Raw genomic sequence first — 12,938 nt, forward strand, 5'->3', positions numbered from 1 at the left:
TCCGGCCCTGGGCACCACTAGAATTCTTGGCGTTCCGCCGAAGCACTCACCAACGTAGTTATCCACAGATTGCGGAATATTCCGCAAAATCGCCATGGAGCACGCTGCAATGCCCCGATCAGGGATGTGGCTTTTTGCCTCGATCCATTACTCTGTCGGCAAGCGTGAGGAGCAGTGCATCCCAGTAATCGGACTTCTATCGAGATTGACCTGCCTCCGGTTTTAGTCCGGACTGCAGTTAGAGCTCGAGGTTAAAAACTACTGCTTCGCGTCGTGCGCCCGGGCGAACTGCACAGGCGTCAGATAGCCGAGCGAACTATGAGGCCGCTCGGTGTTGTACTCGATACGCCATTCTTCAATCGGTCGCTTGGCGTGGCGCATTGAGACGAACCAGTGCTCGTTCAGGCATTCATCGCGGAACCGCCCGTTGAAGCTCTCGATATAGGCGTTCTCCACCGGCTTGCCAGGCCGAATGAACGACAGCGTGACACCGGCTTCGTAGGCCCATCCCGCTGCAACAGCACGTGAATCCGGCGATAGCCGTAGCGACGCTTCTGCGCGGCGATGGCCATCATCCGGCCAGTCAGCGCTTCGTCGTCAACTCGGCGGCGTGATTCGTAGTGGAACAGCGAGCGCGAAATCCCTATCCGAAGTGCTCCCGCCAGCGCCCGCATTCCGCGCGCCGACGTGATTCTGGACGCCCCGGTTCAGCCCCCCGTACAGATGAGAGATTGCCTGTGCTTCGAAGGCCATTTGGTCCAGGCGTTTCGCAATGCCCGAAGGCTGCGTGCGCAGCAGTTTCCCGACCCCGAAGCGAAGTTCGCCGAGTTGGAGCGCGAGGGCATTCTCGCCGTTCCGAAGACGTTCTATGAGCAGCCCATCTACTACAAGGCCAACCGGTTCGCCGTGATCGGCACCGACCACGATGTTCGCTGGCCCGCTTACAGCAATGTCCTGGACTTCGAGCTGGAGTTCGGCTTCTTCATCGGCAAGCAAGCCACGGACGTGTCGAAGGAAGCGGCGCGCAGCTACATATACGGCTATACGATCTTCAACGACATGACCGCCCGCGACGCACAGACTGCCGAAATGGGAGGTCAACTGGGTCCTGCAAAAGGCAAGGATTTCGACACGGCAAATCCGATGGGGCCTTGCCTCGTCACTGCCGACGAACTCACCGACCCCTATAACCTGACGATGATTGCCCGCGTCAACGGCGAAGAATGGACACGTGCCCGATCGAACACGATGTATTGGAAGTTCGAAGACCTGATCGCGCATATCTCGCGCAGCGAAACGCTTTACCCGGGCGAATTCATCGGGTCAGGCACCGTCGAAGGCGGTTGCGGACTTGAGCTTATGCGGTTTCTCTCGCCGGGCGATACCGTCGAGCTGGAGGTGGAGGGCATCGGCGTATTGAGGAATCGCGTCGTGCGTTGATGTTTTCCGCATGTGCAAGCGCGAAGCGCGAGACCGGGGACAGGATGTTCTTTGCCACGTTCCTGAGAACCTTTCCTGAGCTCAACGAGCATCGTCCGCATCCGAAGGGGCGCACTTTCGGTACTCTCCACGCTTGCTGGCCTGGGCGTTTTCGGTTTTCGAACCGTTTGATGCGTCCTCGACGGACAAACAAGAGGAGCTTCAGGCTCTCGTGGAAACGATCGTTCACGCGTGTTCACCTGGCGCGCCTGAATCTCCCAACGTTGGCCGTCCTTCGAGATGGGCGACGATTTCCTGCGCCGTTGCCCTCGCGCTTCGCATGACACCGATCAACGTCGCCGACGCGTACCCCGTCCACTCGCCATAGCCCACCAGCCACAACCTCGGCTCGTCGGCGGCGCGCGTTCCCGACACGCGTATTCGCCCCTGCGCGTCGGCAAGTTGCAGCCCATCCAAATGCTGCAGCGCTGGGCGAAAGCCGGTGCACCAGATGACGACGTCGACGTGCGAATGCGTGCCGTCCGGCCACACCACGCCGTCATCGACGAAGCGCGAGAACGGTCGCACCGCGTGCAGCACACCCCGCGCGCGTGCCTCGCGCACCGACGGCACCATGACGATATCGCCCAAGCCGCCCTTCGGGTACGGATCGGGCTCGCCGCGTTGCGCCGCCTGCCATCGCGCCGTCGCACGCTCGAACAGAACCCGCCCGTCGACGTCGTCGGGCAAATACGACGGCGGCGCGAGCGTAACCCATGTCGCCTCGCTCCATCGCGACACCTCGGCATGAATCTGCGCCCCGGAATTGCCTCCCCCGACGACCAGCACCTTCGGCCCCTGCAGCGCCTGCGCCCCCCGGTAGTCTGCGGAGTGCATCTGACGCCCCCGAAACGCCTCCTGCCCCGGATATGCCGGCACATACGGCGCGCGCCACGACCCGGTCGCGCTGACGACCGTTTGCGCCAGCCAGTCGCCGTGATCGGTCCGCACATGAAGCCCGTCGTTGCGGGCGACGATCGTCGACACATGGACGGGCCGGCGCACCGGTATGGCGTAGCGCGCTTCGTACTCGCGCAAGTACGCCACGATGTCGTCGCGCGACGGGTAGTGCCGCTCGCCGCCTTGCATTGGCCAGCCGGGCAACGAACTCCACTGCGCGGGGGAAAAAAGCTGCAAGGACGGCCACGCGTTTTGCCACGCCCCGCCCGCCGCGGGCTGATCGTCGAGTACGACGTAGTCCACCGCCCAGCGACGCAGGAAATATGCCGTTGCGAGCGCCGACTGGCCGCCGCCGACCACGAGCGTATCGACGTGCCGCATCGCTGCCGCGTCGCGCCCGGTCATGCCGCGTCCTCCTCATGCGCCTGCACGCGCGGCCCCACCTGCCGGAAATAGCGCCCCGGCGACTCACCGAACGCGCGCCGAAACATCGCAATGAAGTTGCTCGGCGTCGAATAACCCAGCGAGTCGGCGATCGTGCCAACCGGCTCGCCGTTGGCCAGCCGCTCGAGCGCGCTGACCAGACGCGCCTGCTGACGCCACTGCGTGAACGCCATACCGGTCTCGGCAACGAACAGCCGCCTGGCCGTGCGCGAGGACACACCGGCGCGCCGCGCGAGCGCCTCGAGCGGCGTATGCGCGCCCAGATCGCCGAGCACCGTGCGCGCGATCCGCAGCGCCCGCGCGTCACTCGGCATCGGCAGCCCGAGCGGCTCGGCCGGCGAGCGCCCGATCTCGTCGACAAGCACCTGCGACAGACGCATCTCGTCCTCGCTCAACGTCTCGCGCGCGGCCCACGAACACGCCCGATTGACGAGCGCCGCCAGCAACTCCGACACGCCGACCACACGCGGCGCGTCGGGTAGCCCCGCCGCCGCATGCGGGGCCACCAGCACGATCCATCCGCTCACCACGCCGGTGAGCGACACGCGATGCGTCATCCCCGGCGGAATCCACCCCGCCCGATACGGCGGCAGCAGCCACGCGCCCATTGGCGTGTGAACCTGAACGAGCCCTGAATGAATACAGAACAGTTGCCCGCGCACGTGCGAATGCCAGTCCAGCTCGCGGGTGCCCACGCGGAAAAGGCTGCGCTCCTGGTCGCGTCCGCCGAACGCCCATACGGGCGGGCCATCGAGGCGGTCGTTCGGCTTGGCGCGGGCGAGCGGCGTATCGTCCAGCGCGATCCGTGGCGTCAACATCGGCACAGGTGACAGATCGGTCAGCATCGCTTTGTCCGTTTCACATTGTTTTATGACCAAACGATGTTATCAGGTCAACGTCGAGCGCGCAGACAATGGCGGAAGTGCCACTGCCGGCCGCCTCGGGGCGGCCCATTTACACCATGTCAGCCTTGCATGTCACCATCGTCGGCGCGGGTCTTGGCGGCCTGTGCCTTGCCCAGGGGCTACGCCGCGCGGGCATCTCGTTCGACGTCTATGAGCGCGACGAAGCGCCCGCCGCCCGCTTTCAGGGATACCGTCTGCGCATCGACGCCGACGGCTTCGATGCGCTCTCGCAATGCGTGCCCGAAGCGCACGCCGAGCGCCTGCGCGAGCGTGCCGCCGTCGCGCGCATGGGCGGGCGCTTCGTCACGCCGCAACTCGACGCGGCCAACGTCGCGCTGCCGCCGAGCTGGCATGACGCGCACACCGATGCAGGCGTGAGCGGCCATGGCCGCCGCGGGCCGTCAGCCGCGGCACGCCGCGATTCGGCATCCGACGGCATTCCCGGCGACCTCAGCCTGCACCGCCAGACGCTGCGTGAAATCCTGCTCGACGGCATTCTCGATCGCGTCCATTTCGGCAAGACCTTCGTGCGCACGACGACCGACGACTACGGCCGTCGCATCGCTCACTTCGAAGATGGCACGCGCAGCGCGCCGGGCCTCGTGGTCGCCGCCGACGGCACGCACTCGCGCGTGCGCGAGTACGTGCTGCCGGGCATGGCGCCGCGCACCACGGGCGACGTGTGCGTCTATGGCCTCACGCCGCTCACCACCGCACTGCTCGTGCTCATGGACCGGCAAGGTGAAGCCACGGTGATGGAAGGCAGCACGGTCGTCTTCGCCGACGGCTTCGCCGTCGTCATCGACGCCATGCTGTTCCGCCGCCCGGCGCCGTCCGTGCCCGCGCACGCCGGCCCGGAGCACATGCCGCTCTCGCCCGTGACCGATTACCTCTATTGGGCGTTCGCGGGCCCGTCGGAGACGTTGCTGGGCCCGCCCCCCGTCAGCGCAGAGTTCAGCGGCTGCGCGCCGCTCGCGCGCATCGAATCGTTGACCGAAACGTGGCACCCGCACCTGCGCTCGCTGTTCACGCACGCCGCCCCGGACACCGTCCGCACAATGCCGGTGCGCAGCACGGCGAGCCCGCTGCCGTGGCAGATCGACGGCGTGACGGGCCTCGGCGATGCCGTCCACACGATGAGCCCCGCGGGCGGCCTTGGCGCCAATACCGCGCTGCGCGACGCCCAGCGGCTGGCGGCGCATCTGCAGCATGTCGCGGATGGACACATCACGCTCGCGCAAGCCATCGCGTCGCACGAGCGCGACATGTGTGAGCGTGCGCGCGAAGCCGTGCGCCTGGCCGATGCCGGGGCAGCGCTGCTCAACGCGCGGCGCCAGCCGCCGCAAGCGCGGGTGAGCTCCGCCGCGGACGCCATTCACCTGTGAGCCACCACCGCTCCCGTGTTACTTTTACGGCAACGTTCAAGCGCGCGAGGAGTGGCCATGTACACGGTGATGGGCATCACGGGGCGGGTTGGCGGGGTGATCGGGCATGATCTGCTCACGGCGGGACTGCCGCTGCGGGCCGTCGTTCAGGACGCTGTCCGATCGAGCCGATGGGCGACGCTGGGCGGCGAGATCGCCGTGGCCGAGCACGGCGACGTCGAGGCGCTCACCCATGCGTTTCGCGGCAGCGAGGCCGTATTCGTGATGCTGCCGCCCAACGCCGATCCCGAACCCGACTTCTCGCACGCGCGGCATCTGATCGACGCCGTCCGGCAAGCACTGGCGGCCGCGCGCCCGAAGCGCGTCGTGTGCCTGTCGAGCATCGGCGCGGACCGCGACGCGCCGAGCCTGCTCAGTGCGCTGGGCATGTTCGAGACGGCAATGACGTCGCTCGCGCTGCCGGTGACGTTCCTGCGCCCGGCATGGCTGATGGAGAACTTCGCATGGGACATCGCCCCGGCGCGCGAGCGCGGCGTGTTCCCGAGCTATCTGCAGCCGGTTGACCGCGCGATTCCGATGGTGTCGACGAGCGACGTCGGACACTTCGCGGCGCGCGCCATGCAGGACGACTTCCACGACGAGCGCATCTGGGAAATCGAAGGGCCCGAGCGCTACTCCCCCGACGACATCGCCGCCGCCCTCGCCCGTGCGCTCGTTCGCGACGTGCACGCCGAAGCCGTACCGCGCGCCGCCTGGGACCCCCTGTTTCGTGCGCAGGGCATGCGTAATCCGCTGCCGCGCATTCAGATGCTAGACGGCTTCAACGACGGCAGTTTCCGTTTTCGCGACGGCGGGCAGCACGCCCTGCGCGGCGAGGTCACGCTCAACGAAGCCATCGCGGCCCTCGTGCGCGAGAGCTGAGGCGGGATATCGTCAACGCACCTGCTGCGCGCAGGCGGCTCACGGCGCACCGCACGACGGCGCCTGTGCCAGCAGCGCGCGCCATCGGCGCACCGCACGACGGCGCCTGTGCCAGCAGCGCGCGCCATCGTCGCGCCCAGTCGCCGTCGTGCGCCACACCGGGCACCACGGGCGTTCTCACGCATGTGCCGCCTGCCGCCCGCGCAAATCGGCGTGCGACCTCGGGCGGCACCACGGTGTCCTGCGCACTGCTGAAGTGTGTCTGCGGGATCGTCGCCACCTCGCGGGCGACGTCGATGGGGTTGCGCGAGGCCGGCATCGGCGAGACCCGATGCATTCGGTTGACGTATTCGACGTCGAGATTGCCGGCCACCGTGCGAAGCGATGCCACGTCGCGGCGGCGCGCCGCGACGAGCACGGCAATTGCGCCGCCGCCCGAATAACCGACCAGTTCCACGGGCTGGCCCGGCACGCGCAACGCCATTTGTCCGACGGCCGCATCCATCGACGCGACGACCTCCGGCGCAAACCGCTTGCCCGTCCAGTACGCCGTCTCGCAGTGCGGGTCGTCCTCCATCGGTGTGTACTGGCACGGACGCGCGAGATACACCACGTTCCCGGCCGGGTCGGCGGCAGCGAGTGCGAGCCCTGTCGCCGCGACGGGCGTGGGATCGAGCGACGGCTCCGTGCGCGACACCCACGCCAGTCCATCGCCCTCGATATAGATGCGCACCGGCGCGTCTGCACGCGTGATTCGGGAGAAGGCCGTGAGTTTGAATTCCCCCGCCGTGATCACTTCCCGGCGAAGTCCTGCGGGCCGCGCGAGCGAGTCGGCGTGAGCGTTGCGATCGAAGCTCGCGCAGCCGGAAACGAGCGTCAGCGCGACAAGCGCCGCCACACGACCTGGAATGCGCCACGGCGCACGAGCCGCACGAGCCGCACGAGCCGCACGAGCCGCACGAGCCGCATGAAGCGAATGAAGCGCATGCGGCACGGCCCCGTGCCGGTGCGAGCGCGCCTCAGCCTTGGCCATGACGACAGGCGCTCGCGAAAGCCGCCAGTTCCTTTGCGACACGCTCCACCACGGGCTGCCACTGTGCCAATGCCGGCTGCCGGAACAGGCGCATGCCGGGATACCACGGCGAGTCGTCGCGATCGAGCAGCCAGCGCCAGTCGGGAACGAACGGCAGCAGAACCCATACCGGACGCCCCATCGCCCCCGCCAGATGCACGGGCGACGAGTCCACGGAGATCAGCAGATCGGCGAGATGCAGGATGGCGGCCGTGTCTTCAAAATCGCGAATCTCGTCGCTCAGCGACACCATCGACATGCCTGCCGGGGGCGTAGCGGCCTGCGCGGAGGCCGGGCCTTTCTGAATCGACAGGAACGTGGCGCCGCTCGCACCCAGCGGCGCGAGCTGTCCGAGCGTCATGGAGCGGTTGCGGTCGTTGGGATGCTCGGGCCTGCCGGCCCACACCACGGCGACCCACGGTCTGGGCACGTCGGCCAGGCGATCGCGCCAATGTGCGACCCGGGCGGGATCGGCGCTCAGGTACGCCGTGTCGCCCGGCAGGTCCTCCAGCTTGAGGCCCATGGCCATGGGCAGACTCATCAGTTCGCAGTGCTGATCGAAGGCGACCGGCAGCGTGCCGCGCGCGACGAGGTCCGCCTCGCCCCACATGCGCTTCGCGATCGACAGCGTTTGCGGATTGACCTCGAAGATCACGCGCGCCTGGCTGCGCTCGCGAGCCCATCGCGCCATGCGCATGAACTGGAACGTGTCGCCATAGCCCTGCTCGTCGTGAATGAGCAGCGTCTGCCCCGGAATCGGCTGCCCCTCCCAGCGCGGACGCTGCACCTTGCGCTCGATGGACTGGGTGTGGACGAGACTGTAGCGATAGCGATATTCCCGCCAGCCGCGCTCGAAGTCGCCCAGCAGAAGCAACGTCTCGGCAAGATCGAAGCGATTCGACAGATCGCCCGGCACCTGGCGTGCGAGCATCTCGAGAATGTCCCGACCTTCATGCGCCTTGCCCTGGGCGCGCAAGGCCAGCGCGAAAAGGCGCCACACCGACATCGGTGCCGCTCCCGCGCGAGCCACCTCCCGCAGCAGTGCCTCCGCGCCCTCGAAATCCTGCGATTCGATGCGCTTGGCGGCCGCCTCGTGGATGGCGGCCAGCGTCTGCGTCGTCTGCCCTTGCGACGCGTTGGCAACCGGTGCAACGAGCGCTGTCGCGGTGTCCGAAGCGCTTCGCGCCGCACGCCCTCCCGCCGCCGCTTGCGCCGCCGCTTCTGCCGCCGCTTCTGCCGCCGCTTCTGCCGCCGCCAGCGCCGCCCGCGCGCCGGCGCTTTCCGGCACGAGTTCGACCGCGGCGCGTGCGCTCGCCAGAGCCTCGTCCAGACGGCCCACGAGTCGCAGAACCGTGGCGCGCGCCACAAGCGTCGACGGGTGCTGCGCCGCGAACGCCGACATCACCTCGACGATCTGCAATGCCGCCGCCACGTTGCCTCGCGACAGCTCGATATCGGCCAGGTTCCGGTAAGCGTCGACAAAGTCCGGCGCGAGGTCGATGGCGCGCCGCGCCAGCGACTCGGCCTCGTCGAAACGCCGCAGCGCACTGAGCAGCGAGGCGAGATTGCTCAGCGTATCGGCGCGCTGCGGCTCAAGCGCGAGCGCCTGGCGGTAATGCATTTCGGCCAAATCGAAACGGCGCAGCAAGCGCGCCGTGTTGCCGAGATTGTTGTACGCATCGGCCGAGCCGGGTTGCAGCTCGCTCACACGCGTGAGGCAGGACAGGCTTTGCTCGAGCTGTCCGGTTTCCTGCAGGGCAATGCCGAGGTTGTTCCAGCCGGCGGCGAAGGCCGGATCGATTTCGACGGCGCGCCGCCCGGCGCGCACCGCGTCCTCGAGCCGCCCCGCCTGACGATACATCTCCGCGAGATCGGACCAGCATGCGGCGTGGGCATGCGGCGCCCGGCACGTGGTCTCCAGATGCCCGATCGCCATGTCACGCTTGCCGTAAGCGTGCGCCATGAGCCCCAGCAGATAGTGGGCGTCAGGATGCTCGGGAGCGACTGCCAGCACCCGCCGGCACAAGGCTTCGGCCTGCGCCGCCTGTCCGGCCTGCCAATGGGAATTCGCCAGCGCCATCGCCTGCGCGAACGTCAGCGTACCGGGGGAAGAGGAAGACATTGAAAAGGGATCGGGGAGCGCCGGACAATGCGCGATACTTCCATGCCGGTCGCGGCCATGTCAATCCGGCGCGCCGAGTCCCTCCAGCGAACTCCCGCCACCTCGACTAAACTCGGCGAACGACTCAACACAGGGAATCTCATGAGCACGAACATCGAAACCATCGCCGTCAAGCGCAACGACGGCAGCGACGCGTCACTGGCCGATTACGCCGGCAAGGTGCGCCTGGTCGTCAACGTCGCCTCGAAGTGCGGTCTCACGCCGCAATACGAAGGGCTGCAGCGCCTGTACGAAGAGAAACGCGCGGCGGGTCTGGAAGTGCTGGCATTCCCGGCGAACAACTTCAAGGGCCAGGAACCGGGCACCGATGCGCAGATCCGCGACTTCTGCACCACGCAGTACCACGTCACGTTCCCCCTGTTCGCCAAGATTTCCGCGCTCGGCGACGATCGTCACCCGCTGTATACGGCGCTCGTCCAGGCAAAGCCGGAAGCCATCGGCGAAGGCCCGTTCCGGGAGCGTCTGAAGGGCTTCGGCATCGAGCGCGAGAACCCCGCCGACATCCTGTGGAACTTCGAGAAGTTCCTGATCGGCCGCAATGGTCAGGTGGTCGCGCGCTTTTCACCCGACGTGAAGGCCGACGACCCGCGCCTGCTCGCCGCCATCGACGCCGAACTCGCGAAGTCAGGACCCTGCCAACAATAATCGCGTCGTCGCTGGCTACGACCGCGACAGCGACATCTTCCTCGCGGCTGTGGGTGACCGGTTCTGAGCCGCAGCGACGTCGCCGTCGCCACCTGCGACAGTTCGTCGCGTCGCGGGGAGTTGACGTCTTCATTAGAGTCGCGGCTCGATTGCCTCCGTAATGCACGATGAGCCCGATGAGCGCGATGAGCCCGAAGCCCTTGCATGGCAAGGGCTTCGCGGCGATGCGTTATCCGCAATTCACTGTTGCGTCGCGTGCGGTTTCTCCCGCGGCGTGGTCGTCCTACCGTAGAAGCGTAGGCGGTGCCGGGCACTCGAGTGCGCCGGCCGACCACCCGGAAAGCAATGACAGGAGAAAAATCATGAGCCGCACACTTACCCGTCTGATGTTGGCCGCGACCCTTGCCGTGGCCGCTGCTCCGGCCGCGTTCGCCGGCACCGGTGGCAATGGCTATCCGGACGAGAATCTCTTCTGGCAGTCGAGCGTGTACAGCGAAAAACTTGCCGTGCCGCGCGCGCAGGTGCGCGAGGCGCTGATCGACGCGCAAGGCGCGCTCACGCAAACCGACAGCCAGTATCCGGTCCTGAAACCCTACGGCACGCCGCTCGCCGCGCGTGTGCAGGGCTCGACCGTGCTGATGAACTCGACCTATCGAGGCAACTGATCGGCCGATAGCTCGCCGGCAGTGAATGACACCCCGCATCTGGGCGGGGTGTTTTTTTGATGGCCGGAATCGTGCGGATGATGCGTCGTGCAATCGGATCACACGGCAAGGGCGGCAAGCTCGCGCTGCCCGAGCGGCGTGACGCGCAAGGCGCGCGGCTCGCTCGCCGGCTCCAGCCACTTCGCTTCGAGACAGGCGCTGAGCAGCGCCGCCCCCAAGGCGCCGCCGAGATGCGGCTTGCGCTCGCTCCAGTCGGGACAGGTGCAGGCGAAACGACGGCGGCGAGCGCGGGCGGTGTCGAGATCGACGCCCAACGCGGCGAAGCCGCTCGTGCCCGCGTCGGTCAGCACAACGTCGCTGCCGTCGACGCGAATCCACCGGTGCGCACGCATGCGCGCGAACAACTCGACGGCAATCTCGCCCGCCATGTGGTCGTAGCAGGTGCGCGCGTGGCGCAGCGGCGCCGGGGTGGCGCGGCTCACCGGCGCCGGACGTGGGCGCACCTGTTGCGTGGCCAGCACCGCGCTCGCCAGCGCTTCGATTGCCGCGGCCGTTTCCGGCGTGGCAATGCGAAAGTACCGATGACGCCCGCGCGCCTCCTGCGCCAGCACGCCGCCGTCGACCAGTCTCGCCAGGTGAGCGCTCGCGCTTGACGGCGACAGGCCGGCCGCCAGCGCCAACTCTCCGGCCGGGCGCGCCGAACCGTCCATCAATGCCCAGAGCATCGTCATGCGCCCCGCGTCGGCGAGCAGCGCCGCCAGCGAACTGACGCTCGGGGCATGGTCTCGTGCAACGTCCATCGCACCGCTCCTTTGCCGTACATGCCCGCAGTATAGGCCGGCCTGCGCGTTCGATACTTCAGCGCGTGGTGAAACGTGCCGCGCATCGACTGTCGCAACATGATTTCACCGCGATCTTCGACTACCCCACACCGGAGGTGCCTTCATGTCCGACGTTCACACGAGTTCCGATGCGATGCCGGTGTCGGCAAACGCGCCAACGAACGCACTCACCGACACACTAACCGACGCACTAACAAGCGCACCGGCAAACGCGCTGGCCGCCGTAGCGCATCCCGACCCCTATCCCTACTACGAGGCACTGGCCGCGTGCCGCTCGTTCGACTTCGACGCATCGCTCGGCATGTGGATCGCGGCCGGACAGCAGGCAGTGAGCGCCGTGCTCCGGCATCCGGCGTGCGGCGTTCGCCCTGCGGGGGCCGTCGTTCCTGCGGCGCTGGCGGGAGGCGCCGCGGGCGAGTGGTTCGGCGCCCTCGTTCGCATGAACGACGGCCCGGGGCATGCGGCGCTCAAGTCCTGGCTGCAGGCGCGGCTCGCAACGCTGCAGCCCGACGCCAATGCGCTGGCGCGGCTTCGGCTTGCGAGCCGGTGTGCCTGGAGCCACGCCGCCGAATCCCTGGCGGCCGACGCCAGCGCCCTGCCCGCACGGCTCGACGATTTCGTCTTCCGCCAGCCCGTCTATGCGCTCGCCGCGTGGATCGGCGTGCCGCACGACCAGTGGCGCGCCATACACGACGACGTCCGGCGCCTCGTGGCCGCCGTGGCGCGGGCGGCGCGCCCGACGCTCGATGACGACACGATCGCGCGCGGACACTACGCCGCATCGGCAATGCAGGCTCGCGCGACTCGCTGGCTCGACGGCGACGCCGCGTCCGGCAGTTGGTTGCACGCCACGGCACGCGGCGCGCAGCGCGACGAGGCCATCGACTTCGGCGGGCTCACGGCGAACATCGTCGGTCTCTTCACGCAAGCGCACGACGCCACCGCAGGGCTCGTGGCGAACGGACTGCGTTGGCTCGCGCGCCGCGAAACGCGTGCTCGCGGGCCGCTGACATCCGACCACGCTCCGCCGCCGGACAGCTTCAGGCACGCCCAGTGCGCCATCGCGGACGTCACGCGCTTCGACCCTCCCGTCCAGAACACGCGCCGCTTCCTGCATGCGCCGGCCGTCATCGGCGAGCGCACGATCGCGCGAGGTGAATCGGTGCTCGTGGTGCTGGCGTCGGCGGCGCCCAGCGCCGCGGCGGACGACAGCGCCTGGACCTTCGGTCGCGGCGCACATGCCTGCCCGGGCCGCGCGCCCGCCGGCACGATCGCGGCCGTCGGCGTCCAGACGGTACTCGATTCCGGCATCGATCTGCCCGCCGTGGCCGCCGGCATCACCTACCATCCGCTGAGCAATATCCGCATCGCCCGCTTCATGCCGCCGGCGGATTGATACATTCGTCGCTTCACGTCGGAGCATTTGTTTTATTGGACGAAACTTAAATTTCATCAGACAAAACACGCAGTCAAAATCGGAAAGCCTTTAACGACAAGG

11 protein-coding genes and 2 pseudogenes are annotated in these 12,938 nt (G+C 67.7%); 6 read left to right on the forward strand and 7 right to left on the reverse strand.

Annotated features, from left to right (window positions below; genetic code table 11):
- Positions 1-258 precede the first annotated feature (258 nt).
- Positions 259-507 (reverse strand): annotated as a pseudogene (locus CDN36_RS16275) (integrase core domain-containing protein); the annotation flags it as partial.
- A 180-nt stretch (positions 508-687) separates the two neighbouring features.
- Between CDN36_RS16275 and CDN36_RS16280 the strand changes: the two are divergent.
- Complete coding sequence (locus CDN36_RS16280; protein WP_287497278.1) at positions 688-1,440, forward strand: fumarylacetoacetate hydrolase family protein; 753 nt, start codon at positions 688-690, stop codon at positions 1,438-1,440.
- A 225-nt stretch (positions 1,441-1,665) separates the two neighbouring features.
- On the opposite strand, the gene CDN36_RS16285 is transcribed toward CDN36_RS16280, so the two are convergent.
- Both CDN36_RS16285 and CDN36_RS16290 read right to left on the reverse strand, forming a co-directional pair.
- Positions 1,666-2,784 carry an ArsO family NAD(P)H-dependent flavin-containing monooxygenase gene (locus CDN36_RS16285; RefSeq protein ID WP_353846865.1) on the reverse strand — a complete coding sequence of 373 codons (1,119 nt, stop codon included), beginning with the start codon at positions 2,782-2,784 and terminating at the stop codon, positions 1,666-1,668.
- Positions 2,781-3,668: an AraC family transcriptional regulator gene (locus CDN36_RS16290; protein ID WP_306345253.1), complete on the reverse strand. Its 888-nt coding sequence runs from the start codon at positions 3,666-3,668 to the stop codon at positions 2,781-2,783. Before CDN36_RS16290 ends, CDN36_RS16285 begins: the two co-directional genes overlap by 4 nt.
- A 116-nt stretch (positions 3,669-3,784) precedes the next feature.
- On the opposite strand from CDN36_RS16290, the gene CDN36_RS16295 reads away from it, so the two are divergent.
- On the forward strand, positions 3,785-5,113 hold the full coding sequence (locus CDN36_RS16295) for an FAD-dependent oxidoreductase (protein WP_287497279.1): 1,329 nt from the start codon (positions 3,785-3,787) through the stop codon (positions 5,111-5,113).
- A 57-nt stretch (positions 5,114-5,170) separates the two neighbouring features.
- Positions 5,171-6,034 carry an NmrA family NAD(P)-binding protein gene (locus CDN36_RS16300; RefSeq protein ID WP_287497280.1) on the forward strand — a complete coding sequence of 288 codons (864 nt, stop codon included), beginning with the start codon at positions 5,171-5,173 and terminating at the stop codon, positions 6,032-6,034.
- Here the strand turns inward: CDN36_RS16300 and CDN36_RS16305 are convergent.
- The 3 genes and pseudogenes from CDN36_RS16305 to CDN36_RS22530 all read right to left on the reverse strand — a co-directional run.
- Entirely contained in the window at positions 5,997-6,932 is a 936-nt protein-coding gene (locus tag CDN36_RS16305; RefSeq protein WP_287497281.1) for an alpha/beta hydrolase, read from the reverse strand. The two genes, CDN36_RS16300 and CDN36_RS16305, sit on opposite strands and share 38 nt — an antisense overlap.
- A 121-nt stretch (positions 6,933-7,053) precedes the next feature.
- Positions 7,054-8,214, reverse strand: coding sequence for a glycosyltransferase family 9 protein (locus tag CDN36_RS22525; protein ID WP_306345256.1), 1,161 nt, complete (start codon positions 8,212-8,214; stop codon positions 7,054-7,056).
- 279 nt (positions 8,215-8,493) lie between these two features.
- Positions 8,494-9,228 (reverse strand): annotated as a pseudogene (locus CDN36_RS22530) (tetratricopeptide repeat protein); the annotation flags it as partial.
- Positions 9,229-9,369: 141 nt separating this feature from the next.
- Here CDN36_RS22530 and CDN36_RS16315 point away from each other — a divergent pair.
- Positions 9,370-9,933, forward strand: a complete 564-nt coding sequence (locus tag CDN36_RS16315; RefSeq protein ID WP_287497283.1) for a glutathione peroxidase — start codon at positions 9,370-9,372, stop codon at positions 9,931-9,933.
- A 362-nt stretch (positions 9,934-10,295) separates the two neighbouring features.
- Entirely contained in the window at positions 10,296-10,598 is a 303-nt protein-coding gene (locus tag CDN36_RS16320; protein WP_287497284.1) for a hypothetical protein, read from the forward strand.
- 98 nt (positions 10,599-10,696) lie between these two features.
- Here the strand turns inward: CDN36_RS16320 and CDN36_RS16325 are convergent, their stop codons facing one another.
- Entirely contained in the window at positions 10,697-11,398 is a 702-nt protein-coding gene (locus tag CDN36_RS16325) for an ArsR/SmtB family transcription factor (RefSeq protein ID WP_287497285.1), read from the reverse strand.
- A gap of 145 nt (positions 11,399-11,543) precedes the next feature.
- Between CDN36_RS16325 and CDN36_RS16330 the strand changes: the two genes are divergently transcribed.
- Positions 11,544-12,836: a cytochrome P450 family protein gene (locus CDN36_RS16330; RefSeq protein ID WP_287497286.1), complete on the forward strand. Its 1,293-nt coding sequence runs from the start codon at positions 11,544-11,546 to the stop codon at positions 12,834-12,836.
- The last annotated feature ends 102 nt before the right edge of the window (positions 12,837-12,938 follow it).

This window comes from Pandoraea sp. CB10b_02 (assembly GCF_002216225.1).
Classification (GTDB): domain Bacteria; phylum Pseudomonadota; class Gammaproteobacteria; order Burkholderiales; family Burkholderiaceae; genus Pandoraea; species Pandoraea nosoerga.